The organism is Trujillonella endophytica, from assembly GCF_900110555.1.
In the GTDB taxonomy this organism is placed as follows: Bacteria; Actinomycetota; Actinomycetes; order Mycobacteriales; family Geodermatophilaceae; genus Trujillonella; species Trujillonella endophytica.
This window is the reverse complement of sequence record NZ_FOEE01000005.1, coordinates 159,851-183,137: the sequence shown is the minus strand read 5'-3', so window position 1 is coordinate 183,137 and position 23,287 is coordinate 159,851. Positions and strand designations below refer to the sequence as shown.

24 protein-coding genes are annotated in these 23,287 nt (G+C 74.1%); 11 read left to right on the top strand and 13 right to left on the bottom strand.

Annotated features, from left to right (window positions below; translation table 11 throughout):
* Window positions 1-22 precede the first annotated feature (22 nt).
* Together BMY88_RS10025 and BMY88_RS10020 are read left to right on the top strand one after the other, a co-directional pair.
* Entirely contained in the window at window positions 23-811 is a 789-nt protein-coding gene (locus BMY88_RS10025; protein WP_211435588.1) for a maleylpyruvate isomerase family mycothiol-dependent enzyme, read from the top strand.
* 36 nt (window positions 812-847) lie between these two features.
* On the top strand, window positions 848-1,372 hold the full coding sequence (locus BMY88_RS10020) for an HtaA domain-containing protein (RefSeq protein ID WP_170861051.1): 525 nt from the start codon (window positions 848-850) through the stop codon (window positions 1,370-1,372).
* A gap of 4 nt (window positions 1,373-1,376) precedes the next feature.
* On the opposite strand, the gene BMY88_RS10015 is transcribed toward BMY88_RS10020, so the two are convergent.
* A complete protein-coding gene (locus BMY88_RS10015; protein ID WP_244524565.1) occupies window positions 1,377-2,114 on the bottom strand; it encodes an HAD family hydrolase in 738 nt (245 codons plus the stop codon).
* A 58-nt stretch (window positions 2,115-2,172) separates the two neighbouring features.
* Between BMY88_RS10015 and BMY88_RS10010 the strand changes: the two genes are divergently transcribed.
* Window positions 2,173-2,973 (top strand): acyl-CoA thioesterase domain-containing protein, encoded by an 801-nt coding sequence (locus BMY88_RS10010; RefSeq protein WP_170861050.1) that lies wholly within the window; start codon window positions 2,173-2,175, stop codon window positions 2,971-2,973.
* Window positions 2,974-3,013: 40 nt separating this feature from the next.
* Entirely contained in the window at window positions 3,014-3,688 is a 675-nt protein-coding gene (locus tag BMY88_RS10005; RefSeq protein WP_091942671.1) for a TetR/AcrR family transcriptional regulator, read from the top strand.
* Here the strand turns inward: BMY88_RS10005 and BMY88_RS10000 are convergent.
* The gene (locus tag BMY88_RS10000) at window positions 3,659-4,426 is read right to left on the bottom strand and encodes an enoyl-CoA hydratase-related protein (RefSeq protein ID WP_170861049.1); all 768 of its coding nucleotides are present in this window, start codon (window positions 4,424-4,426) and stop codon (window positions 3,659-3,661) included. The genes BMY88_RS10005 and BMY88_RS10000 overlap by 30 nt on opposite strands.
* A gap of 110 nt (window positions 4,427-4,536) precedes the next feature.
* Here BMY88_RS10000 and BMY88_RS09995 point away from each other — a divergent pair, with 110 nt between their 5' ends.
* Window positions 4,537-6,249 (top strand): class I adenylate-forming enzyme family protein, encoded by a 1,713-nt coding sequence (locus tag BMY88_RS09995; protein ID WP_211435586.1) that lies wholly within the window; start codon window positions 4,537-4,539, stop codon window positions 6,247-6,249.
* Between the two features lie 120 nt (window positions 6,250-6,369).
* Here BMY88_RS09995 and BMY88_RS09990 read toward each other — a convergent pair whose 3' ends face one another.
* Together BMY88_RS09990 and BMY88_RS09985 are read right to left on the bottom strand one after the other, a co-directional pair.
* Window positions 6,370-7,557 (bottom strand): amidohydrolase family protein, encoded by a 1,188-nt coding sequence (locus BMY88_RS09990; RefSeq protein ID WP_091942667.1) that lies wholly within the window; start codon window positions 7,555-7,557, stop codon window positions 6,370-6,372.
* 104 nt (window positions 7,558-7,661) lie between these two features.
* Window positions 7,662-8,525 (bottom strand): amidohydrolase family protein, encoded by an 864-nt coding sequence (locus BMY88_RS09985; protein WP_091942665.1) that lies wholly within the window; start codon window positions 8,523-8,525, stop codon window positions 7,662-7,664.
* Between the two features lie 118 nt (window positions 8,526-8,643).
* Between BMY88_RS09985 and BMY88_RS09980 the strand changes: the two genes are divergently transcribed.
* From BMY88_RS09980 to BMY88_RS09970, 3 genes are read left to right on the top strand one after another with little or no spacing between them, the layout of a single operon-like run.
* Window positions 8,644-9,264: a TetR/AcrR family transcriptional regulator gene (locus tag BMY88_RS09980; protein ID WP_170861048.1), complete on the top strand. Its 621-nt coding sequence runs from the start codon at window positions 8,644-8,646 to the stop codon at window positions 9,262-9,264.
* 42 nt (window positions 9,265-9,306) lie between these two features.
* The gene (locus BMY88_RS09975) at window positions 9,307-10,110 is read left to right on the top strand and encodes a thioesterase family protein (protein WP_139220455.1); all 804 of its coding nucleotides are present in this window, start codon (window positions 9,307-9,309) and stop codon (window positions 10,108-10,110) included.
* Window positions 10,111-10,144: 34 nt separating this feature from the next.
* Complete coding sequence (locus tag BMY88_RS09970; protein WP_091942659.1) at window positions 10,145-11,044, top strand: LLM class F420-dependent oxidoreductase; 900 nt, start codon at window positions 10,145-10,147, stop codon at window positions 11,042-11,044.
* A gap of 10 nt (window positions 11,045-11,054) precedes the next feature.
* Here the strand turns inward: BMY88_RS09970 and metH are convergent, their stop codons facing one another.
* Window positions 11,055-14,864: a methionine synthase gene (metH, locus tag BMY88_RS09965; RefSeq protein WP_091942657.1), complete on the bottom strand. Its 3,810-nt coding sequence runs from the start codon at window positions 14,862-14,864 to the stop codon at window positions 11,055-11,057.
* 135 nt (window positions 14,865-14,999) lie between these two features.
* Between metH and BMY88_RS09960 the strand changes: the two genes are divergently transcribed.
* The 3 genes from BMY88_RS09960 (at window position 15,000) to BMY88_RS09950 (ending at window position 16,783) form a co-directional block, all read left to right on the top strand.
* Entirely contained in the window at window positions 15,000-15,860 is an 861-nt protein-coding gene (locus BMY88_RS09960; protein ID WP_091942655.1) for a PAC2 family protein, read from the top strand.
* Window positions 15,861-16,017: 157 nt separating this feature from the next.
* The gene (locus BMY88_RS09955) at window positions 16,018-16,461 is read left to right on the top strand and encodes a VOC family protein (protein ID WP_091942652.1); all 444 of its coding nucleotides are present in this window, start codon (window positions 16,018-16,020) and stop codon (window positions 16,459-16,461) included.
* A gap of 1 nt (window position 16,462) precedes the next feature.
* Window positions 16,463-16,783: a TfoX/Sxy family protein gene (locus BMY88_RS09950; protein ID WP_091942650.1), complete on the top strand. Its 321-nt coding sequence runs from the start codon at window positions 16,463-16,465 to the stop codon at window positions 16,781-16,783.
* 4 nt (window positions 16,784-16,787) lie between these two features.
* On the opposite strand, the gene BMY88_RS09945 is transcribed toward BMY88_RS09950, so the two are convergent.
* The 8 genes from BMY88_RS09945 to BMY88_RS09910 all read right to left on the bottom strand — a co-directional run bounded on the left by BMY88_RS09945 (window position 16,788) and on the right by BMY88_RS09910 (window position 23,163).
* Complete coding sequence (locus tag BMY88_RS09945) at window positions 16,788-17,816, bottom strand: HD domain-containing protein (protein ID WP_091942648.1); 1,029 nt, start codon at window positions 17,814-17,816, stop codon at window positions 16,788-16,790.
* A complete protein-coding gene (gene mshC / locus BMY88_RS09940; protein WP_091942646.1) occupies window positions 17,816-19,072 on the bottom strand; it encodes a cysteine--1-D-myo-inosityl 2-amino-2-deoxy-alpha-D-glucopyranoside ligase in 1,257 nt (418 codons plus the stop codon). Before mshC ends, BMY88_RS09945 begins: the two co-directional genes overlap by 1 nt.
* A 71-nt stretch (window positions 19,073-19,143) precedes the next feature.
* Window positions 19,144-19,590 (bottom strand): SRPBCC domain-containing protein, encoded by a 447-nt coding sequence (locus tag BMY88_RS09935; RefSeq protein ID WP_091942643.1) that lies wholly within the window; start codon window positions 19,588-19,590, stop codon window positions 19,144-19,146.
* Window positions 19,587-19,973 carry a VOC family protein gene (locus BMY88_RS09930; protein WP_091942641.1) on the bottom strand — a complete coding sequence of 129 codons (387 nt, stop codon included), beginning with the start codon at window positions 19,971-19,973 and terminating at the stop codon, window positions 19,587-19,589. Before BMY88_RS09930 ends, BMY88_RS09935 begins: the two co-directional genes overlap by 4 nt.
* A gap of 88 nt (window positions 19,974-20,061) precedes the next feature.
* A complete protein-coding gene (locus BMY88_RS09925; RefSeq protein ID WP_091942639.1) occupies window positions 20,062-20,817 on the bottom strand; it encodes an SCO1664 family protein in 756 nt (251 codons plus the stop codon).
* 7 nt (window positions 20,818-20,824) lie between these two features.
* Window positions 20,825-21,373, bottom strand: a complete 549-nt coding sequence (locus BMY88_RS09920; protein WP_091942637.1) for a DUF3090 family protein — start codon at window positions 21,371-21,373, stop codon at window positions 20,825-20,827.
* Between the two features lie 48 nt (window positions 21,374-21,421).
* Window positions 21,422-22,126, bottom strand: a complete 705-nt coding sequence (locus BMY88_RS09915) for a histidine phosphatase family protein (protein ID WP_091942635.1) — start codon at window positions 22,124-22,126, stop codon at window positions 21,422-21,424.
* A 137-nt stretch (window positions 22,127-22,263) separates the two neighbouring features.
* Window positions 22,264-23,163 carry an undecaprenyl-diphosphate phosphatase gene (locus tag BMY88_RS09910; RefSeq protein ID WP_244524564.1) on the bottom strand — a complete coding sequence of 300 codons (900 nt, stop codon included), beginning with the start codon at window positions 23,161-23,163 and terminating at the stop codon, window positions 22,264-22,266.
* Between the last annotated feature and the right edge of the window lie 124 nt (window positions 23,164-23,287).

The following is a 23,287-nucleotide window of genomic DNA, read 5'->3' as shown; positions in this document are numbered from 1 at the left end:
CCGTCTGACAGGCTCCCTGCCCGTGCCCCTGAGCCACGAGCGGCTGATCGCCGCCCTCCTCGACCGGACCGAGCTGCTCCGCGACGTGGTGCGGTCCGCCGATCCGGCCACTCCCGTTCCCACCTGCCCGGGCTGGACCGTCGGCGCGCTGGTCCGGCACCTGTCCGGCGGGCAGCGCTGGGCGGCCGACCTCGTCGCCGCCCGGGCGGACGCCCCACCGGACGACGCGTTCTTCCGGAACGTCACCCGACCGGCCGAGCAGCCCCCGGCAGAGCTGGACCGGGCCCTGGCCGAGAGCTCCGCCGCACTGGCCCGGGCCCTCCGGGAGGCCGGTCCCGACGCCCCGGTGTGGACACCGTTCGGCCCCGGCGCCGCAAGCTTCTTCACCCGGCGCTTCACCCACGAGACGGTCGTGCACGGCGCCGACGCCGCCCTGGCTGCCGGCCGGCCCTGGACCGTCGACCCCGAACTCGCGGTCGACGGGCTCGACGAGTGGCTCGAGCTCGCCTCGGTGCCGCAGATGCTCGAGCTCTTCCCCGAGCGCCGCGCCCTGCTGGGCCCGGGGCGGACCGTCCACCTGCACGCCACGGACACCCCCGCCTCCCTCGACGCCGAGTGGGTGGTCGACCTGACCGGCGCCGTGCCCTCGTGGCGGCGCGCGCACGAGAAGTCCGCGGTCGCGGTCCGCGGGCCGGTGGCGGGGCTCCTGCTCGTGGTCTGCGGCCGGCAGCGGATCGACGACGCCGGCGCCGAGGTGTTCGGGGACCGTGCGCTGCTGGACGGGTGGCTCGCGGCCAGCACCTTCGGCTGAGCGCCGGCCCGGCCGCGGATGGCAGGATCGCCGACCATGAGCGAGCAGCCGGCGGACGGGTCCACGGGCGAGATCCCGTTCGGGCTGTTGTGGGGCATCAAGCGGTCCTTCATCGCCTACGTGCGCCGGATGCCCGACGGGCAGGGGTCCATCCACGACGGCGCGGTGCCGCTCGGCGACGACACGCTCCTGTTCCCCGCCGACGATGCCACCGCGAGCGCCGCCGCCGCGCCCGACGTCGACCACGTGTGGGCCTTCCGCGGCGACATCCGGTTCAAGGGGCACGGCGGGATGCTGTTCGTGCGCGTCGCGGCCCCGCTGATCACCGTGCGTGGCGAGGAGGCCGACCTCTCCATCGAGGACCCCTACGCCCGGGCCGACGCCGCCCGCGTCCCGCTGGTCACGCTGCGCCTGCAGCCGGGGCCGGCCCCCGAGGGGGCGCAGGTGTGGCTGGGGTCCGACGTCCGGCTCACCGAGGCCGGCTCGGTGCTGTTCAACGACGTCTACCAGCCGGGCGAGCCGTTCGAGCAGCTCAGCGTGGTCCTGCCCCTGCGCGGTTGAGCCGTCAGCCGCACCGGCAGGCGAGGCCGGCCGGCGCCAGCATCGCCGCGAGCTCGGCCAACCCCAGCCCGGCGAGGGTCTCCCGCAGCACCAGGCCGGGCGCCGGGTCGAGCGTCTGCATCGCCGGCACGCCGAGCACCGCGGCGCCCGAGGCGAGACCCGCCGCCACCCCGACCGCCGAGTCCTCGACGACCACGCAGCACCGCACGTCGACGCCCAGGGCGCCCGCCGCCTGCCGGTAGGGAGCGGGGTCGGGCTTGCGCGCGGGCACCTCGTCGCCGCAGACGGTGACGTCGAACGGGAGGCGCCCGCCGAAGGAGCGGGCCACGGAGGCCAGCACCAGGTCGGTCAGCCGCCGGTTCGTCGTCGTCACCAGGGCGGTGGGCACCCCCGCCGTCCGCACCGCGGCGAGCAGCTCGCGGGCACCCGGGCGCCAGCGCACCCCGGCGGCCATCAGGCCGGCGACGCGGTCCTCCACCCAGCGGGCGTCCGCCTCCAGGGCGGACTCGGCCGGCGGCAGGCCGAGGTCGGCGTACAGCACCCCCATCGCCGTCCGCATGCTGGTGCCGACGGTCGCCCCTCGCGCCGCCGCGCTCAGCTCGCCGCCGCGCCGGCGGGCGAGGTCGTGCAGGGCCTCGCCCCAGTACTCCTCGGTCTCCACGAGCGTGCCGTCCATGTCGAACAGGACGGCGCACGGCGCGGTCACCCGCTCCCGGGTCGACGCCGTCACCGGGGAGCCCACGCGCACATCCCGGCCACGGTACGGGGATCTCCCGGCGGCCTGTGACACGGTGGCCGGCATGGCCGCGCGCGCACTCTTCCTCCGCGAGAACGACACGTACGTGGCGACGGAACTGGCGCAGGGGGCGTGGGACCCGGGGGACGCCAACGGCGGCTCGGTGCTCGCGCTGCTCGGGCACTGCCTCGAGGACGTGCCGTCGCTGGTCCCGATGACGCCGGCGCGGATGACGGCGGACCTCATGCGCCCGGTGCCGCTGCACCGCCCGCTGACGGTGACCACCTCGGTCGTGCGCGAGGGCAAGAAGATCCAGCTCGTCGACCTGAGCCTGCACGTCGACGGCGTGCTGCACGCCCGGGCGTCGGCGCTGCGGCTGCGCGACGCGGACCTCACCGGTCGCGACGACCTGCCGGCGGGCTCGGCCGGGACCGTGCCGCAGCTCGTGCCGCCGGAGGCCGCGGAGAGCCTGCGGGAGTCCTCGGTGTCGCAGGCCGGCTTCCTCTGGGGCGTCGACATGCGCTACGCCCCCAGCCGGGACGGCACGACCACGGGCGTGTGGGTCCGCCTGGAGGTGCCGGTCGTCGACGGCGAGGCGGTGCGCACCTCGGCCCGCGCGGCGCTGGCGTTCGACTTCGCCAACAACATCAACGTGGCCATGCCGCCGGGCACCGCCACGACGATCAACCCCGACGTCAGCGCGCACCTGCTGCGGCCGATGACCGGCGAGTGGGTGGCGCTCACGGGGGGCACCCGATTCTCGCCGTCCCTCGGGCGCGGGGTGTCGACGGCGAGTCTGAGCGATCTGGACGGCGTCTTCGCCGAGGTCACCGTCTGCCAGCTGGTCCAGCCCCGGGCCCGCTGACCGGCCGGCCGGGACGCCGTCGCTGGCTAGGGTCGGCGGCATGACGGGCAGGGAGCGCGGGCGGCCGCGGAGCGCCCGCGCCCACCGGGCGGTGCTGGAGGCAGCCCGCGACCTGCTCGGCGCCGGCGGTTACGACAAGCTCACGATGGAGGCGATCGCCGCCCGTGCCGGGGTGGCCAAGCAGACGGTCTACCGGTGGTGGCCGTCGAAGTCGGCGGTCGTCGCCGAGGCCGCGCTGGCCGGCCACCTGGCCCCGGCGACGGCGCCGCCGGCGGACACCGGTGACATCGACGCCGACCTGCAGGAGTGGTTCCATGCCCTGCTCGCGCAGCTGGAGGACCCGATCCAGGCCGCGCTCGTGCGCGGCCTGGCCGCGGCCGCGGCGGACAGCGACGCGCACGCCGCCCGCCTCTACGAGCACCTGACCGGCCCGTCCCGGCAGCAGCTCCTCGACCGCCTGCGGGCCGGGGTGCAGGCCGGTCAGCTGCGCGCGGACGCGGACCTGGACGGCGTCGTGGACATGCTGCTGGGCACGGTGCTGTTCCGCGCCCTCGTCGGTCGGCCGGATCCGGCGGCGCGCGCCGCCGGGCTGGTCGACGCCCTGGTCCGCGGCCTGGCCGCCACCCCGGCAGCGGCGCGGCCGCCCGAGGCGCTCCGGCATGCCGAGGCCCCGGAGCCCACCTGCTCAGGGGGAGCGGTGAACGCGAGCCCGTAGGCGCTCGACACCGGCCAGATAGGCCGGCTGCCGCTGCGACCAGCCTTGGGCGATCTGCTCGACCTCCGCGGCCGTCCGGCCGACGGTCATCGCGGGCCCGAGCGCCAGCGTCGCCTTCGTCCGGCGCAGGAGCTCGCGGTCGCGGCCGGCCACCCTCGCGGCCAGCCCGCCGACGACGGTGCCGAGCTCCTCGTCGGCCACGCACCGCCAGACCAGCCCGCAGCCCTGTGCCTCCTCCGCGGTGACGACGTCACCGAAGAGGATCAGCGCCGCGGTGCCCTGCCTGCCGATCCGCTCCTGCATCCGCGTGAGATAGCCGCCGCCGGGGTGGATGCCGACGTCGAGGAAACGGATGTCGAAGGTGGCGCTGCGGGCGGCGACGACGGCGTCGCAGGCGAGCAGGAAGTTCACCCCGGCCCCGATGACCGGCGCGTGCACCGCAGCGAGCACCGGCACCGGCAGCGCGGCGAGGGCGGCGAACCCGGCGTAGACGGCCGTCGGGTCGCCGGCGGGTTCGAGCAGCGAGTCGACGTCCCCACCGGCGGAGAAGACCGGCCCCTCGGCCCGCAGGACGACGACGTGCACCGAGCGGTCGTGCCGCAGCTCGTCGCAGACCCGCACGAGCTGTTCGACCAGCACCGGGTTGCAGCTGTTGCGTCGGCCGACGTCGACGAGCGTCACCTCGGCCACCCGGTCGCGGACACGCACGCGCACCGCGGTGCGCACCTCAGCCGACACGGCTCCTCCACCCCGCGAACACGGATGCAATCATAACAATGATGGGCGCGGCCGGGGATGCCGGACGCGGACCGCACCGGCGCAGCCGGCGACAGGAAGCGAGAGTCCCCGTGGTCGAGGCGACCCAGACCCCGCCGGCCCGCCTGCACTGGGAGGGGGCGGCGGCGCTGCCCCCGGCCGCGCGGGAGGCCCTTCTCGGCCCCGGCGCCCCCTTCGAGCTGGGCGTCGAGGACGTCCTCGGCCGGCCGCACACCGTCTTCGTCCGCCGGCCCCGGACGCTGCGGGCGCTGCTGGAGGACAAGACCCCGGCACAGCTGGACCTGCCGTTCCTCGTCTCGGTGCCGACGGGGCGGACCTGGACCTACCGCGATGCCATGGCCGACATGGACGCGATCGCGCTCCTGCTCCAGCAGCGCTACGGGGTGCGCCCCGGCGACCGCATCGCGATCGTCGCCGCCAACCACGCGGAGTACGCCCTTCTGATGTGGGCCGTCGTGACCATCGGCGCGGTCGTCACGGGCCTGAACGGATGGTGGACCGGTCCGGAGCTGCGGTTCGGCATCGCCCTGAGCTCGCCCGTCCTCGTCGTCGGTGACGCACGCCGGCTGGAGCGGATCGAGTCGAGTTCGGTGCCGGCCGGTGTCCCGGTCGTCCGCCTCGACGAGCTGCACGCCGATGCGCAGCAGTTCCTCGGCCGCTCCCCCGAGCCTGTCGACATCGCCGAGGACGACCCGGCCGTGCTGCTGTTCACCAGCGGCACGACCGGCCGCCCCAAAGGCGCGGTCCTGACGCACCGCAACATCGTCAACTTCGCCCTGGTCGGGCGGCTGTCCGGCGCCATGGCGATGGCCACTGCGCCCCCGCCGCCCGCCGGCTGGACCCCGCCCCAGGCGTGCTCGGTGGTCACGGGGCCGCTGTTCCACGTCTCCGGGATCGCGCCGGTGCTGGTGACCGCCGCCGCCTCCCCCACCAAGCTCGTCTTCCCGACTCCGGGCCGGTGGGACCCGGTGGTGCTCATGGAGCTCGTGCAGGCGCACCGGGCCACCTACCTGGCCGGCGTCCCCACGCAGTTCTGGCGGCTACTGCGGCACCCGGACGTCGCGCGCTACGACCTGTCGACGGTCACGTCGACGTCCACCGGCGGGTCGGCCTTCCCCCCGGAGCTCGTCCGCGCGCTGCACGAGCGCTTCCCGCGCGTCCGGCTCGGCAACGGCTACGGGATGACCGAGACCGTCGGGCTCGGCGCCCGCATCGGCAACGACGAGTTCCTCGACGTGCCGGAGTCCGTGGGGCCGGCGCAGGCGACGGTCGAGATCGAGGTGCGGCGCGACGACGGCTCGGTGGCCGTCGAGCACGAGGTCGGCGAGGTCTTCCTGCGTAGCCCCTCGGTGTTCCTCGGCTACTGGGGCGACGAGGCCGCCACCGCCGCCGCCCTCCACGAGAACCGCTGGTACCGCACCGGCGACTTCGGGCGGATCTCCGGCGGGCTGCTGTTCCTGGAGAGCCGCCGGCGCGACCTGATCATCCGCGGCGGCGAGAACGTCTACCCGATCGAGATCGAGAACCGGCTGATCGAGCACCCGGACGTCGACGACGCCGCGGTCATCGGCGTCGACCATCCCGACCTGGGCCAGGAGCCGAAGGCGTTCGTCGTCCCCCGGGCGGGGTCGGGGCTGACCGAGGCGGCCGTGCGCGCGTGGTGCGGGCAGGCGCTCGCGGCGTTCAAGGTGCCGGCCACGGTGGAGTTCCGGACCGCCCTCCCGTACAGCGACACCGGCAAGCTGCTGAAGGTGCGGCTGGAGGAGGAGCAGGCCGGGCGCTGAGCCCGGGGCCCGGCCTGCGGGTCCCCCGGTCGGGCTCGTGCTCTGCCCCGCCCCGTGGGCAGAGCACGAGCAACTCCGACGCGATGCCCCGGGGCCGCGGCCGCCGCCGATCCGGCCGCGTCAGGCCGGGCGGCGGGTCGCCAGGGCCCAGCCGTTGTCCTTCATGACCTTCTCGGCGTCGGCCATCGTGTAGTCGACGTTCTGCAGGTCCTTCAGGTAGCTCGCCGGCTCGGCCAGGCCCTCGACGTGCGGATAGTCCGACCCCATGAGGATGTGGTCGGCGCCCAGGAGCCCGAGCAGGCTCTTGAGGTCGTCCTCGTAGAACGGCGCGACCCAGACGTGCCGGGCGAACGTCTCGCGGGGGTCCTCCGGGAACAGGTGCGGCACCTGACCCCAGGCCTTCGTGAGCTTCTCGAACAGGTGGAAGACCCACGACGACCCGGTCTCGATCGCGGCGATCCGCAGGTTGGGGAAGCGGGAGAACAGGCCCAGCGCGAGGTGGCTGGCGAGGGTGTCCTGCATGTAGCTGGCCGAGTGCAGGCTCCGGAACGCGTTGGCGCGGAAGGCCTCGGCGAAGTCGTTCTCGCCCCAGTCCCCCAGGTACTTCGTGTAGAGGGTATCGCCGCCGTGGTAGATCACCGTGATCCCCGAGTCGTTGGCCAGCTGCCAGAAGGCGTCGAACATGGCGTCGCCGGGCGCCCGGTGCCCGAACACGGTGGTCACCGGCCCGCCCACCATGACGACGAACCGGGCGTCGTGGTCCAGGGCCCACTGCAGCTCGCGGACGGCGTTCTCCGGGTCGGACAGCGTGATGTAGGGCGCGGCGAAGATCCGGTTGCGGTAGGCGAAGCCCCAGTCCTCCTCCAGCCAGCGGTTGAAGGCGCGGAACGCGGCGGTCATCGCGGGGATGTCGTGGTCCAGCGCGTGCTCCATGCCGACCCCGAGGGTGGGCAGCATGATGCACGCCTCCATGCCCTGGGCGTCCATGAGCGCCAGGCGGGCGTCGCGGTCGCGGTACTCCGGCCGGATGGGCTCCAGCTCGCCGAACAGCTTGCTCGGGTCGGCGCTCTTGGGGTTGCGGCCGCGGAAGTACTCGTCCATCACGCCGGGAGCGGCGACCGGGTCGAAGGTCGGGTTCGGGATGAACTTGTTGACCTTGCCGCCGACCAGCAGGCGCGTCTTCCCCTCGACCTGCACCCACTGCATGGCCCGCTTGCGGTACCGGGGCTCGAGGTGCCGGGTGAACGCGTCCAGTGCCTCGTAGTAGTGGTTGTCGCAGTCGAAGAACCGGAACGGCAGCTCGGTCACGGGGTTGCCTCTCTCCCTGGTCGGCGGGGACCGCCGATGCCGCGCAACCGCCGCGCGACGGGAACGACTTTAGAACGATGTTTCTGTTCGGGCAACGCCCGAAGTCAGCCGGCCAGGCCGAGGACCCGGGCCGCGTTGCCGTAGAGGAACTTCGGCCACACCTCGTCGCGGAAGGGCACCGCGGGCATGTCCCGGAAGATCCGCTCCAGCGACAGCCCGGCCGGGAAGTAGCCGGCGTAGAGGACCTTGTCGGCGCCGCGGCTGTTGGCGTAGTCGACGATGGCCTTCGGGTAGTGCTTCGGGGCGAACGCGGACGTGGAGTAGTAGAGGTTCGGCCACTTCAGCATGAGCTTCACGGCCAGCTCCTCCCACGGCTCGCAGCCGTGGCGGGTGACGAACACCAGGTCCGGGAAGTCGAACATCACCCGGTCGATGCGGCCGACCTCCTGCACCTCGTACGGCACGCGGGGCCCCGGCATGCCGGCGCACACGAAGATCGGGATGCCGAGCTCGACGCAGGTCGCGTAGACCGGGTACATCTGCGGCGCGTCGATGGCGACCTGCGGGAACGTGCCCGCGGGGAAGACCGTCGTCGCCCGGACGCCGAACTCCTCGTGCGCCTGCCGGAGGGTTCGCACGCTGCCCATGACGTCGTTCGGGTCGGTCACGACCCCCGCCGGGACGAACCGGTCGGGGTGCTCGCGGACCGCGCGCCGGGCGTCGTCGCCGGTCACGTGGACCATGCCCTTCTCGATGCCGAAGCGGTCCATCTCGTGCAGCGTGATCGACACGGGGTCCGACGTCGGCGCGACGTCGGGGACGTCGGTGAACATGTACTCGACCGGCATGGCCGACGCGCGGGAGGCCGCGTCCTTGGTCTGCCGGCGGATGAAGTCGTACTGCCCGGACCCCTCGGTCGGGAAGCCGATCAGCGTGTCGATCACGGGCAGGTCTGTGGGTCCGGGCACGGGGCACTTTGGAACATCGTTCCATTTCGTGTCAAGGCGCGGCGCGTCTCCCCCGGCCGGGGGGTCCGGGCGGGAGCGCTCCTCCCCGGCCGGGTCGGCGCCCGATACCGTCGTCGGCGTGACCGCCGTCGAGGCCCCCGCGCCGCTGCCGCGCGAGGCCATGACCCCCCGCCAGCTGGCGCGCCGGACCCGGCTCCTGGAGACGGTGGTCGAGATCGTCACCGAGCGGGGTCCGCAGGCGCTGCAGATGCGGGAGGTCGCCGAGCGCTCCGGCGTCGCCCTCGGCACGGCCTACAAGTACTTCCGCTCACGCGAACAGCTGCTGGCCGCGGCGCTGGCCGAGTGGCAGCAGCCGCTGATGGGCCGCATGGCCTCGGTGAGCCGGACGCGGGACGCCGACCCCGGCGAGCTGGTGTCGGCCTACCTGCGCCGGGCCGTGCGGGCGTTCCACCGCAACCCGAACATGGGCGCGCTGATGGTGCTCATGCAGACCTCGGCCGATCCGGACGTCGTCGAGACGGTGGCGGAGATGGGCACCCGCAGCAAGGCCCTCATGGAGCAGATGCTGGTCGGGCTGCCGCCCGAGGCGGTGCCGTACGTGGGCCGCGGCCTGGACGCCGTGCTGATGAACTCCGTGACCGCCCTGGTGACCGGGCGGGCCAGCCTGGCCGAGGCGGTGGACCGGGTCGAGGGCGTGGCCCGGCTGCTGCTCGCCGGCGCCCGCACCGCCGGCACCTGACCCCCGTCGGGTCCGCCGACCGGCCGTGAGACGGTGGGCGGCATGGACGCCGGCGCCCTCTTCGTCCGCGACGGGGACGGCTACGTCGCCACCGAGTGCACGCAGGGTGCCTGGGATCCCCGGCACGCCAACGGCGGATCCACGCTCGCGCTCCTGGGTCAGGTCCTCGACACGGTCCCCACGCTGGTCCCGATGACTGTGAGTCGCATGACGGCGGACCTCGTCCGCCCCCTCCCGGTGGGCCGGCGGCTCACGGTCGAGCCCACCGTCGTCCGCGAGGGCAAGAAGATCCAGCTGGTCGACCTGCACCTGCTCGTGGACGGCGAGCTGCACGCCCGCGCCTCCGCGCTGCGGCTGCGCGATGCGGACCTGTCGGCGCTCGACGGGCTGCCGACCGGAGCCCCGGCCGACGGCGGCAGCCCGCTGGTCCCGCCGGAGGAGGTGCCGAGCCTGCGCGAGTCGGCGTCCCCGGCGCGCGGCTTCCTCCGGGGGGTCGACATGCGGTACGCCCCGAGCAGGGAGGGGTCGACGACGGGGCTGTGGATCCGGCTCGAGGTCCCGGTGGTCGCCGGGGAGCCGGTCCGTCCGTCGGCGCGCCTGGCCGTGAGCTTCGACTACGCGAACAACATGGGCGTCGACTTCGGCGCTGCCACGGCGAGCACGATCAACCCCGACGTCAGCGCCCATGTGCTGCGGCAGCAGACCGGCGAGTGGGTCGCCATCACCGGCCTGACCCGGTTCACCCCGACGCTGGGGCGTGGAGTCGTGCGGGCCGCGCTGCACGACGGCGACGGCGTGTTCGCCGAGGTCACCATCGGCCAGTTGGTCCAGCCCCTGCCGCGCTGAGCGGTCAGGGGTGTCGGCGCAGGGAGGACGGACGATGACGACGGTTCGCGTGGGCGTGGCCTATCCGCAGGACGAGCTGGGCGGCGACCCGGACGCCCTGCGCCGGTTCGGGGTCGCGGTCGAGGAGCTCGGCTACGACCACCTGCTGATGTTCGACCACGTGGTCGGCGCCGTGCACGCGCCCCGCGACCTGCCCATGCCGCCACGGATGTACACCGAGCGGGACCCGTTCCACGACCCGCTGACGGCATTCGCCCACCTCGCGGCGCTCACCCGGCGGATCGAGCTGGTCACCGGCGTCCTGGTGCTGCCGCAACGGCAGACGGTGCTGCTCGCGCGGCAGGCGGCCGACGTCGACCTGCTGTCCGGCGGACGCCTGCGGCTCGGCGTGGGGGTCGGGTACAACCCCGTCGAGTACCACGCCATGGGGGCGGACTGGAGCGCCCGCGGCCGCCGGATCGCCGAGCAGATCCCCTACCTGCGGCAGCTGTGGACCGGCGAGGCCCTGACCTTCACGGGCGAGTTCGACCAGATCGACCGCGCCGCGCTGAACCCGCCGCCGGCCGGCCGCAGCATCCCGATCTGGTACGGCGGCTCGTCGGAGGCGGCGTTCCGCCGCGCGGCCGAGCTCGCCGACGGGTTCGTCTTCGGCTACGCCTTCCGCGACACCGCGGTCGGGCAGTGGCAGCGCGTCCAGGAGCTGCTGCGCGACGCCGGCCGCTCCCCGGCGGGGTTCCGGGGCGTCTTCGTCCTGCTGCCGGACGAGCGAGGGGGCGACTGGGCCACCCGGACCGTCGAGGCCCTCCCCCGCCTGCGCGACGCGGGAGCCACCGACGTGACCGTGACCAGCGCCCGCCAGGGCCTCACGACCGTCGCCGAGCACGTCGACCACATCGCCCGGCTGAAGGCGCGGGTGGACGCCGTCCTGCGGTGACGCCGGACGGTCACTCGTCGTCGGTGCGGTACCCCAGGTTCGGCGAGAGCCAGCGCTCGGCCTCGGCGAGGGTCCAGCCCTTGCGGCGCGCGTAGTCCTCGACCTGGTCGCGGCCCAGCCGGCCCAGGACGAAGTACTGCGCCTCCGGGTGGGCGAAGTACAGGCCGCTGACGGCGGCGCCCGGCCACATCGCCATGCTGTCGGTCAGCTCGATGCCCGCCGCGGCCTCCACGTCGAGCAGCTCCCAGATCGTCCGCTTCTCGGTGTGCTCCGGGCAGGCGGGGTAGCCCGGAGCGGGCCGGATGCCGCGGTACTTCTCCGCGATCAGGTCGCCGCTGTCGAGGTGCTCGTCGGCGGCGTAGCCCCAGAACTCGCGGCGCACCCGCTCGTGCAGCCGCTCGGCGAAGGCCTCGGCCAGCCGGTCGGCCAGCGACTCCAGCAGGATCGCGCTGTAGTCGTCGTGCTCCTTCTTGAACGCCGCCACCCGATCCGCGGAGCCCAGGCCCGCGGTCACCGCGAACGCGCCGACGTAGTCGCGCAGCCCACTCTCCTTCGGCGCGACGAAGTCGGCCAGGGACTTGCGGGCCGAGCCGTCGCGGCCCTCGGTCTGCTGGCGCAGCTGGTGCAGGGTGGTGCGCACCTCGCGGCGGGTCTCGTCGGTGTAGACCTCGATGTCCTCGCCGTCGACCCGGTTGGCCGGGAACAGCCCGAACACCCCGCTGGCCCGCAGCCACCGCTCGGCCACGATCCGGTCGAGCATCGCCCGGGCGTCCTCGTACAGCCGCCGGGCGGCCTCGCCGGAGGTGGGGTTGTGCAGGATGTCGGGGAACCGGCCGCGCATCTCCCACGCGTTGAAGAACGGCTGCCAGTCGATGTAGTCGCGCAGCTCGTCCAGCGGGTAGTCGGGGAACGTCTTCACGAACTGGGTGGCCAGGCCGTGGGCGTGGTCGCAGCCGGGACCGTCGCAGACGTCGCGCGCCTGCTGCAGCAGCATCCGCGGCCGAGGCGGGGTGTAGGAGCTCCAGTCGAGGGGCGGTGCCGCAGCGCGGGCGGCGTCCAGCGCGAGCAGGTTGCGGCTGTCCTGCCGGGCCGCGTGCCGCTCGCGCAGCATGGCGTACTCGGCGTCGGTGTCGGCGAGCAGCGTGGGCCGCTGCTCGTCGGACAGCAGGGCCGCGACCACCGGGACCGAGCGGGAGGCGTCCTTCACCCAGATGACGGGGCCGTGGTAGCGCTGCGCCACCTTGACGGCGGTGTGCGCCCGCGACGTCGTCGCCCCGCCGATCACCAGCGGGATCTCGAAGCCCTGGCGCTCCATCTCCGACGCGACGGTGACCATCTCGTCCAGCGACGGGGTGATGAGCCCGGACAGGCCGATGACGTCGGCGCCCTCCGCCTTGGCGGCGTCCAGGATCTTCTGCGTCGGGACCATGACACCCAGGTCGACGACGTCGTAGTTGTTGCACTGGAGCACGACGCCGACGATGTTCTTCCCGATGTCGTGGACGTCGCCCTTCACGGTGGCCATGACGACCTTGCCGTTGCTGCGCTCGACGTCGCCGGGCTTCTTCTCCGCCTCGATGAACGGGATGAGGTAGGCCACGGCCTTCTTCATGACGCGGGCGGACTTCACCACCTGCGGCAGGAACATCTTGCCGGCGCCGAACAGGTCGCCGACGACGTTCATGCCGTCCATCAGCGGGCCCTCGATGACCTCGATGGGCCGCCCGCCGCGCTCGCTGATGAGCGCGCGCAGCTCCTCCGTGTCGTCCTCGACGAAGGCGTCGATGCCCTTCACCAGCGCGTGGGTGATCCGCTCCCCCACCGGGAGGCTGCGCCACTCCTCGGTGGCGACCTCCTTGACGGCGCCGTCGCCGGCGTAGTCGCCGGCGATCTCCAGCAGCCGCTCGGTGCTGTCGGGGCGGCGGTTGAGGACGACGTCCTCGATCCGCTCGCGCAGCTGCGCCGGCACCTCGTCGTAGACCTCGAGCGCGCCGGCGTTGACGATGCCCATGTCCATGCCCGCGGCGATGGCGTGGAAGAGGAACACCGCGTGGATGGACTCGCGGACGGGGTTGTTGCCGCGGAAGGAGAACGACACGTTCGAGACCCCGCCGGACACCAGCGCGCCGGGGAGGTTCTGCTTGATCCAGCGGGTGGCCTCGATGAAGTCCACGCCGTAGGTGGCGTGCTCCTCGATGCCCGTGGCGACGGCGAAGACGTTGGGGTCGAAGATGATGTCCTCGGCCGGGAACCCGACCTGGTCGACGAGGATGTCGTAGGCCCGCCGGCAGATCTCCTGGCGCCTGGCCAGGTCGTCGGCCTGGCCGCGCTCGTCGAAGGCCATGACGACGACCGCGGCGCCGTACTTGCGGCACAGCCGCGCCTGCTGGACGAACTCCTCCTCGCCGTTCTTCATGGAGATGGAGTTCACGATCGCCTTGCCCTGCACGCACCGCAGGCCGGCCTCGATGACCTCCCACTTGGAGGAGTCGACCATCAGCGGCACGCGGGAGATGTCGGGCTCGCCCGCGACCAGCTTGAGGAAGCGGTCCATGGCCGCGACGCCGTCGATCATCCCCTCGTCCATGTTGACGTCGATGACCTGCGCGCCGGCCTCGACCTGCTGCCGGGCCACGGCCAGCGCGGCGGCGTAGTCGCCCTCGCGGATGAGCCGGCGGAAGCGGGCCGAGCCGGTGATGTTGGTGCGCTCGCCGACGTTGACGAACAGCGATTCCGCGGTGACGGTCAGCGGCTCCAGGCCCGAGAGCCGCAGCGCGGGCGCGACCTCGGGAACGGTGCGCGGCGTTCCGCCCTCGACCGCCGCGGCGATCGCGGCGATGTGCGCGGGCGTGGTGCCGCAGCAGCCGCCGACGAGGTTGACGAAGCCGGCCTCGGCGAACTCGCCGACGATCGCCGCCGTCTCGGCGGGCGACTCGTCGTACTCGCCGAACGCGTTGGGCAGCCCCGCGTTGGGATAGCAGGAGACGAAGGTGTCGGCGATCCGCGAGATCTCGGCGATGTAGGGCCGCATCTCCTTGGCCCCGAGCGCGCAGTTCAGGCCGATCAGCAGCGGGGCTGCGTGCCGCACCGAGTGCCAGAACGCCTCGGTGACCTGGCCCGAGAGGGTGCGGCCGGAGGCGTCGGTGATCGTGCCGGAGATCATCACCGGCCAGCGGCGGTCCCGCTGCTCGAAGAGGGTCTCGAGCGCGAAGATCGCGGCCTTCGCGTTGAGGGTGTCGAAGATGGTCTCGACGAGCAGGACGTCCGCTCCGCCGTCGACCAGGCCGTCGGCCTGCTCGAGGTAGGCCGCGACGAGCTCGTCGAAGGTGACGTTGCGGGCGCCGGGGTCGTTGACGTCGGGCGAGATGGACGCCGTCCGGCTGGTCGGGCCGATGGCGCCGACGACGTAGCGCGGCTTCTCCGGCGTCCGGGCGGTCATCGCGTCGCACTCGCGGCGGGCCAGCCGGGCCGAGGCGACGTTGAGCTCGTAGGCGAGCTCGGACATCCCGTAGTCGCTCAGGGAGATCGCGGTGGCGTTGAAGGTGTTGGTCTCGACGAGGTCGGCACCGGCCTCGAGGTATTCGCGGTGGATGCCGGCGATGATCTCGGGCCGGGTCACGCTGAGCAGGTCGTTGTTGCCCTGGACGTCGCTCGGCCAGTCGGCGAACCGCTCGCCGCGGTAGCCGGCCTCGTCGGGGCGGTCGCGCTGGATCGCGGTGCCCATGGCGCCGTCGAGGACGAGAATCCGCTCCCGGAGGAGGGCGGTCAGCTCCGCCGTGGCGTCCGGGCGTAGATCCGGGGTGTCGGGCACGACGTCCATCGTCGCATCCCCGGCGCCCGTCGTCCGACTGCGTTTCTCCGGGCCCCCGGACGGGCCTCGCCCGGACGGCGACCGCGGCACGCGTGGGGCCCGCGCGGCCCCGGCGGCGGAGCCGACCGACGTAGGCTTGCAGGGGTGATCGACCCGAAGTCCCCGTCGGAGGACCTGCCCCAGCTCACCGACCCCGTGGTGGTGGTGGCCTTCGAGGGCTGGAACGACGCCGGTGACGCCGCGACGGGGGCGCTGGAGCACCTGGAGCTCATCTGGGACGCCGCCCCGCTGGCCGCTCTGGACCCCGAGGACTACTACGACTTCCAGGTCAACCGGCCCACCGTCTCCCTCGTCGGCGGGGTGAGCCGGCGCATCGAGTGGCCGACGACGCGGATCTCGGTAGCCCGCCCGCCGGGGGCCGACCGCGACGTCGTCCTCATCCGGGGCATCGAGCCCAACATGCGCTGGCGCAGCTTCTGCGACGAGCTCATCGAGCTGTGCCAGGAGCTGGAGGTGCGCACGGTCGTGGCCCTCGGCGCCCTGCTGGCCGACACGCCGCACACCCGCCCGGTGCCGGTGACCGGATCGGCCTACGACCCCGAGTCGGCCGAGCGGTGGGGCCTGGAGACCAGCCGCTACGAGGGGCCCACCGGCATCCTCGGCGTCTTCCAGGACGCGTGCGTGCAGGCCGGGCTGCCGGCGATCAGCTTCTGGGCGGCCGTGCCGCACTACGTCTCCCAGCCGCCGTCGCCGCGGGCGACGGTGGCGCTGCTGCAGCGGGTCGAGGAGGTGCTGGAGCTGGCGGTGCCGCTCGGCGCCCTGCCGGAGCAGGCCGAGGAGTGGGTCAAGACCGTCGACGAGATGGCCCAGGAGGACGACGAGGTCGTCGAGTACGTGCGCTCCCTCGAGGAGCGGGCCACCGAGGTCGACCTGTCCCAGGCCAACGGTGACTCCATCGCCCGCGAGTTCGAAAGGTATTTGCGCCGCCGAGGCGGCACGAGCTGACGTCGGCCCCGTCGCAGGGGCCCGCCGCGAGCCCGCGAGCGGTGGGGGGCGACGGGGTCCTTGCGCTGCGCCGCCGAGGCGGCACGAGCTGACCTCGGCCCCGTCGACATGAGCTGACCCGAGGACGTCCGTCGGTGGGATCGGGCAGGGTGGGCCCATGGACGCCCGCCTGGACCTGCTCACCGTCGCCGTCCCGGACCTGGACGCGGCCCGCCGCTTCTACGTCGACGGGCTGGGCTGGACGCCGGCCCTCGACGTCCCGGGCGAGGTCCTGTTCGTGCAGGTGAACGCGGGCCTCCTGCTCGCCCTGTTCGGCGCCGCCGACCTGGCCGCCGACATGGGGGTGCCGGCCGACGCCGTCGTCCCGGGTGGCGGCTTCACCCTGGCGCACAACGTCGGCAGCCCCGAGCAGGTGCGGCAGGTGGTCGCCGACGCCGTCGCAGCGGGTGCCCGCGTGCTCAAGGAGCCGCAGCCGGCGGCGTTCGGCGGCTTCCACGCCTACGTCGCCGATCCGGCCGGCATTCGCTGGGAGGTCGCGCACAATCCCGGCCTGCGGGTCGACGCCGACGGCACGGTGCACATCGGCGTGATCGAGGGCTGAGGTGCCCCCGCATCCCGAGCTGCTGGCACGCGTGCGGCTGCTGCTGGCCGACCGGGCCGACGTCGTCGAGGGTCGGATGGTCGGCGGGGTGTCGTTCACCGTCGGCGGCCGGCTCGCCTGCGGGGTGACGTCGGCGGGGCTGGCGGTCCGGGTCGGCCGGAACGCGGTCGCGGCCGCCGCCACCGAACCGCACGTGGGCCCGCTGACGATGGGCGGCAGGCCGCTGGTGGCCTACGTGCTGGTCGACCCGGCGGGGTGCGGGGACGAGGCGGCCCTGCAGGGATGGCTGGACCGCGGGCTGGCCGCGGCCGGCCGGCCGTGACCGGTCAGGCGGCGGGCAGCAGGGGCCGCATCAGCGAGGTGGCGTCGGCGTCGAAGAGCCGGTCGTGGGTGGTCAGCGCGAAGCGGTCGGTCATGCCCGACACGTGGTCGACCACCTGGGTGGTCAGGTCGGCGGCGGTGTCGCGATAGCTGGCCGGGATGAGCTCGGGGTGGGCCAGGTGGTGGTCGACCAGCCGGCGGATCACGTCGACGGCGAGCTGCTTCTGCCCCGCGGCGATCTCCGACGAGTAGACCCGCGCGAACATGAAGGCGCGCAGCTCGTGCATGGCCTCCAGCGGTTCGGGGGCCATGACCACGCGGTCGCCGTCGGCCAGCGACCCGGCGACGACGGCGTCGATCATCGCCCCGACCATCGCGCTGCCCGGCTCCCCGAACACCGCGCGCGCCCGGGCCGGCAGGTCCCCGGGGCGCAGCACCCCGGCGCGGACGGCGTCCAGGGCGTCGTGGGAGAGGTAGCCGATCCGGTCGGCGTAGCGCACGCACTCGGCCTCGCGGGTGGCCGGCGGCGGGCTGATCTTCCAGCTGTGCGCGCGGATGCCGTCGCGCACCTCCCACGTCAGGTTGAGGTCCTCGAGCACCTCGACGATGCGCACGCCCTGCGCGGCGTGGTGCCACCCGCCGGGCACGTAGGGCTCCAGGGCGTCCTCGCCGAGGTGCCCGAACGGCGAGTGGCCGAGGTCGTGGCCCAGCGCGATCGCCTCGGCGAGGGTCTCGTTCAGACCGAGTGCGCGCGCGAGGGCGCGGGCCACCTGGTCCACCTGCAGCGTGTGGGTGAGGCGGGTGACGAAGTGGTCGCCGTCGGGGTTGAGGAAGACCTGCGTCTTGTGCTTGAGCCGGCGGAAGGCCTTGGCGTGCAGGATCCGGTCGCGGTCGCGCTCGAACGCGGTGCGCAGCGTGTCCTCCGGCTCGGACCGCACCCGGCCGCGAGAGGCGGAGGCGCGCGCGGCGGCGGGGGCCAGGCGCTCCTCCTCCCGCTCGCGGGCGGGGCGGTCGGTGAACCGGAAGTCGCACATCAGGCGTCCTGCACCGAGATCCCGAGCAGCGCGTCGACCGCGTCGCCGACGATGCCGGGGGCGCCCTCGTCCTGGGCGGGGCCCTCGCCGGCGGCCAGCGTGCGGGCCGCCCAGCCGTCGACGACGGCGATGGCGCCGGGGGTGTCCAGGTCGTCGGAGAGCCGCTCCCGCAGCCCGGTCAGCACGGGGGCGGCGGCCGCTCCCGCGGGCAGCGCCACGGCCCGGCGCCAGGTGGCCAGCCGCTGCTCGGCCTCGGTGAGCAACTGCGGCGTCCACGCCCGGTCCGTGCGGTAGTGGCCCGACAGCAGCGCCAGCCGGATGGCCATGGGGTCCACGCCCTCGCCGCGGAGCTTGGAGACGAACACCAGGTTGCCGCGGCTCTTGCTCATCTTCTCGCCGTCCAGGCCGATCATCGCCGCGTGCACGTAGGCCTTCGCGAACGGCTTGGTGGCGGTCAGGGCCTCGGCGTGGACGGCGGAGTACTCGTGGTGCGGGAACACCAGGTCGCTGCCGCCGCCCTGCAGGTCGAACCCCATCCCGATCGTGTCGAGGGCGATCGTGGCGCACTCGATGTGCCAGCCGGGGCGGCCCTGCGTCCCGCGGGGCCCGGCCCACGAGGGCTCGCCGGGGCGCTGCCCGCGCCACAGCAGCGGGTCGAGCCGGTTGCGCTTGCCGGCCCGGTCGGGGTCGCCGCCGCGCTCCGCGAAGAAGCGCAGCATCGTCGCCTCGTCGTAGCCGGACTCGCCGCCGAACCCGGGCGCCCGCGCGACGTCGTGGTAGACGTCACCGGTGCCGTCGTCCAGGGCGTAGGCCAGGCCCTCGTCGAGCAGCGACTCGATGTGGGCGACGATCCGCGGGATGGCCTCGACGGCGCCCACGTAGTCGTCCGGCGGCAGCACGCGCAGCGCCGTCATGTCCTCGCGGAACAGGGCCGTCTCCCGCATGGCCAGCACGACCCAGTCCTCGCCGTCGCGCGCGGCGCGCTCCAGCAGCGGGTCGTCGATGTCGGTCACGTTCTGCACGTAGTGCACCGCGTGCCCGGCGTCCCGCCACACGCGGTTGACCAGGTCGAAGGCCAGGTAGGTGGCGGCGTGGCCGAGGTGCGTGGCGTCGTAGGGGGTGATGCCGCAGACGTACATGCGGGCCACGCGGTCGGGGCTGGTGGCGACCACCTCGTCGCGCGCGGTGTCGTGCAGGCGCAGCGCGGGACCGGTACCGGGCAGGGTCGGCAGGAGGGGGGCGGGCCAGGAGAGCACGGCACGAGCGTAGAGGCGGCGGCGGACGGTCCTGCCGGGTCGTGGCCGGAACCCACCCGCCCCGCGGCGGGTCAGCCCTCGAGCAGCCGGGCGAGGCGGGCCAGTGCCATGCGCCAGCCCTCCTCGTTCTGCTCCGGCGACACGCCCTCGGGGACCCCGTCGTGCACGGCGGTGAGCTCGGTGCCGCCGGCGACCTCGCGGAGGGTGATGGTCGTCGTCATCTCGCCGCGCAGCGCCGGGTCGTCGGTCTCGAACTCGTCGACCTCCACGACGAGCTCGCCGGGCACGAGGCGGGCGAAGCGGGCGCGGTAGGTGTCGCTGTGCGCCGTCGTCTTGCCCTGCTGCCCGGGCTCCTCGTAGGTCAGCGTCACGCGGAACGTGCCGTGGCCGGCGTCGTCCACGGCGCTGGTCATCCCCTCGGGGAACCGCCACCCGACGATCAGCGCGGGCTCGGTGAGCGCCCGGTAGACGGCGTCGCGGGGCGCGGCCAGGTGCGCGGTGACGCGGGTGGTGCTCACGGCCAGGTCGCCGCGTACTTCTCGAACGCCTCGCCGGTCTGGACGGCGACGACGCAGAACACCAGCCCGGCGGGGTCGGTCAGCTGCCAGAAGGAGCCCATGTCCCGGTGCCGGCGGGCGCCGAGGGCCTCGAGGCGGGCGACCTCGGCCGGGATGTCGTCGGTCTCGACGTCGACGTGCCAGCGGGGCGGCGTCCCCTCCCCGGTGCGCTGCACCTCGAGGTGGAACCCGTCGGCGAAGGAGCCCAGCGAGGCCCAGTCGGCGTCCTGCGGGTCCGGCGCCGCGGTCCGGCCGGTGGCCCCGGCCCAGAAAGCCGACCCGGCCGCGTGCTGCTGGGGCGGCAGGTCCAGCAGCAGGATCGCCAGGCGTGACCGATGTGCCATGTCCCGAACCTAGGGCCACCGCCCGCCGGCCGGACTCAGCGCCCCGGGGGGACGGCACCCGGCCGCGGTGCGGTCCGGGGGGCCGCGGTCAGAAGGGCGGCCAGGGCAGCGCGGGCCACTCCCCGCTGGGCTCGGGGTGCAGTCCGGTGCGCAGCAGCTCGGCGACGCGCCGCTGGGTGGCGCGCACCTCGCGGCGGGTCAGGTGGTCGTGCAGCTGCTCGCCGAGGTCACCGCGCAGGTCGTCGCCGAGCCGCTCCAGCACCTCCAGGGCGGCTTTGGGCAGGGGCCTGCCGGCCCAGCGCCACAGCAGGGTGCGGAGCTTGGGCTCGACGGAGAAGCAGATGCCGTGGTCGACGCCGTACACGTGGCCCTCGGGGGTCGGGATGATGTGCCCGCCCTTGCGGTCGGCGTTGTTCACCACCGCGTCGAACACCGCCATCGCCCGCAGCCCGGGGTGGTCGGAGCGCACGAACGCGGCCAGGTCGACGGTCTCGTCGCCGTCCACCCACAGCTGGACCATGCCGGGGCCGAAGGGCCCCTCGCGCAGCACCGTGGGCGGGACGACGTCCCAGCCCGTGGCCTCGGAGACCAGCGCCGCCGACACCTCGCGGCCGGCGAGCGTCCCGTCGGGGAAGTCCCACAGCGGCCGCTCCCCCGCCACCGGCTTGTAGACGCACTCGGCGGCCAGGGCGTCGGTCCGGATGGTGCCGAAGAGGGTGACGTTCGAGGCGTCGAGCATCCGCCCCTCGACGTCGATCTCGCCGTCGAGCAGGAGCCGGCGGCCCTCCTCGGCGCCGTGGGGCGCGCGCAGGTCCGGGTCGGCGCCGGCGGGTTGCTCGCTCATGGCGCGTTCAGCGGCGGTAGCCGTTCTGCCGCGGGCAGACGTGCCCGGTCGGGTCCAGCGGCAGCGAGCACAGCGGGCAGGAGGGCCGCCCGGCGGCGATCACCCGGCGGGCGCGGGCCACGAAGGCCCGGGCCGCACCGGGGCTGATGGTGACGCGAAGGGCGTCGGGCCCCTCGTCGCTGTCGGAGAGGATCGCGTCCTCCTCGATCGGCTCCTCCCCGGCGGCGACGGCCTCGACGACGACGGCCTGGGTCTGCGCGTCCCAGGCCAGCCCCATGGCGGCGACCCGGAACTCCTCGTCGACCGGCGCGGTCAGGGGGTCCAGGTCGTCGACGTCGGCATCGGGCGGGACGACGGCGCCCGGGCGGGTGGCGACCTCGTCGAGCAGCTCGGCCATCCGGTCGGCCAGCACCTGGACCTGGCTCTTCTCCAGCGCGACGCTCACCACCCGGCCGTCGTCGGCGGCCTGCAGGTAGAAGGTGCGGTCACCGGGCTGGCCGACCGTGCCCGCCACGAACCGGGACGGGCGTTCGAAGAGGTGGACCTGGCGCGGCACGCGCTCAGGTTACGCGGGCGGACGACGGTCCGGCGGAGGACGCCGGGGTCACACGGTCGCCCCGGCCCCGCCGCCGACCACCGCGTCGGAGTCCGCGGCGCGGCGCCGTCGTCCCTTCTTCCTCGGCGGCGGGACCAGCGACGCGACATCGCCGCCGGAGTCGTTGATCCGCAGCACGAACGGTCGCGTCTCGGTGTAGCTGACCACCGAGACCGACGCCGGGTCGACGACGATCCGCTGGAACTGGTCCAGGTGCAGCCCCAGCGCGTCGGCGAGGACCGCCTTGATCACGTCGCCGTGCGAGCACGCCAGCCAGACCGCGTCGGGCCCCAACCGCGCGTTCCACTCCCGGACGGCGGTCACCGCCCGCGCCTGGGTCTGCGCCAGGCCCTCCCCCTCCGGGCCGGGGAAGACAGCCGCCGAGGGGTGGGCCTGCACGACCTTCCACAGCGGCTCCTTGACCAGCTCCTTGAGCGGCCGGCCGGTCCAGTCGCCGTAGCGGGCCTCGCCGAGGCGGTCGTCGGTGGCGGTCTCCAGGTCGCGGCCGGCGAGGACGGCGGCGGCGGTCGCCCGACAGCGCTCCAGCGGGCTGCTGACGACGGCGGCCAGCGGCACGGGGGCCAGCCGCTGCGCGACCGCGGTCACCTGCGCCTGCCCGGTCTCGTCGAGGCCGATGCCGGGGGTCCAGCCGGCGAGGATGCCGCCGGTGTTGGCCGTCGTCCGGCCGTGCCGCAGCAGGATGACGGTGGTCACGGGCCCGAGACTAGTGAGTGGCCCCGCCCCGCCGTCCTCCCGCGCGGACGACGTCCTCCCTCACCCCGGGGCGTCCTCCCCCGCCGCGCACCGTGCGGGAGGACGCTCGGGGATCAGGGGACCTGATCCCCGAGCGACTAGGGCGTGGTCTCCGGCGGCAGCGGGTCCAGGACGCCGGCCCCGACCAGCGCGAGCAGCAGCAGCCCGAGCGCCACCCGGTAGACGACGAACGGCGTGAAGCTGCCGCGGTCCAGGTAGCGCAGCAGCCAGGCGATGACGACGAACCCGACGCCGAACCCGACGACCGTGGCCAGGATCGTGGGGCCCCAGGAGATCGGCGCCCCCTCGGTGTCCCCGGCCAGCGCCTCGTAGGTCTGGAAGGCCCCGGAGCCGAGCACCGCCGGAATGGCCAGCAGGAACGAGTAGCGGGCCGCGGCGGCGCGGGTGAAGCCGAGGAACAGCCCGGCGGTGATCGTGCCGCCGGAGCGGGAGACGCCGGGCACCAGCGCCATGGCCTGCGCGAACCCGAACGTGAGGCCCGACCGCACGGTGAGGTCGGTCAGCTCGCGCTGCTTGCGTCCCACGCGGTCGGCCCAGAACAGGATCAGCGAGAACAGCACCAGCGAGATGGCCACGATCCGCAGGTCGCGCAGCGTCGTCTCGATGTCGTCCTGGAACAGCAGGCCGAGGACGACGATCGGGATGCTGCCGACGATGATCAGCCAGCCCATCCGGGCGTCCGGGTCGCCGCGCAGCTCCCGCCGGCCCAGCGACCGGACCCACTGCCGGATGATCCGCCAGATGTCCTTGCGGAAGTAGAGCAGGACGGCGAGCTCCGTGCCGATCTGGATGATCGCGGTGAACGCGGCGCCGGGGTCGTCCCAGCCGAAGGCCTCCCCCACCACGCGCAGGTGCGCGCTGGAGGACACCGGGATGAACTCGGTCAGGCCCTGCACCAGGCCCAGCACGACCGCCTCGAACCAGCCCATCGCGGTCAGCCCCTCGCCTTCGGAGTCGCTCGGTGACGGTTCCTGCACTCCCGCGACTCCACTGGCACGGGGCACCACCCTAGGCGGCGCCGCGCCGGTCACACGGTGCCCGCCCGGCGCGCCGTCCCCAGCACCCCCGCGCGCCCCGGCCCGAGGCGCCCGCGCGCCGGTA

What these genes read in the sequence shown, in the direction of transcription:
- BMY88_RS10020 (WP_170861051.1), top strand. Translation starts at nt 848, where the DNA reads ATGAGCGAGCAGCCGGCGGACGGGTCCACGGGCGAGATCCCGTTCGGG.
- BMY88_RS10010 (WP_170861050.1), top strand. Translation starts at nt 2,173, where the DNA reads ATGGCCGCGCGCGCACTCTTCCTCCGCGAGAACGACACGTACGTGGCG.
- BMY88_RS10005 (WP_091942671.1), top strand. Translation starts at nt 3,014, where the DNA reads ATGACGGGCAGGGAGCGCGGGCGGCCGCGGAGCGCCCGCGCCCACCGG.
- BMY88_RS09975 (WP_139220455.1), top strand. Translation starts at nt 9,307, where the DNA reads ATGGACGCCGGCGCCCTCTTCGTCCGCGACGGGGACGGCTACGTCGCC.
- BMY88_RS09970 (WP_091942659.1), top strand. Translation starts at nt 10,145, where the DNA reads ATGACGACGGTTCGCGTGGGCGTGGCCTATCCGCAGGACGAGCTGGGC.
- metH (WP_091942657.1), bottom strand. Translation starts at nt 14,864, where the DNA reads ATGGACGTCGTGCCCGACACCCCGGATCTACGCCCGGACGCCACGGCG.
- BMY88_RS09955 (WP_091942652.1), top strand. Translation starts at nt 16,018, where the DNA reads ATGGACGCCCGCCTGGACCTGCTCACCGTCGCCGTCCCGGACCTGGAC.
- BMY88_RS09945 (WP_091942648.1), bottom strand. Translation starts at nt 17,816, where the DNA reads ATGTGCGACTTCCGGTTCACCGACCGCCCCGCCCGCGAGCGGGAGGAG.
- BMY88_RS09930 (WP_091942641.1), bottom strand. Translation starts at nt 19,973, where the DNA reads ATGGCACATCGGTCACGCCTGGCGATCCTGCTGCTGGACCTGCCGCCC.
- BMY88_RS09925 (WP_091942639.1), bottom strand. Translation starts at nt 20,817, where the DNA reads ATGAGCGAGCAACCCGCCGGCGCCGACCCGGACCTGCGCGCGCCCCAC.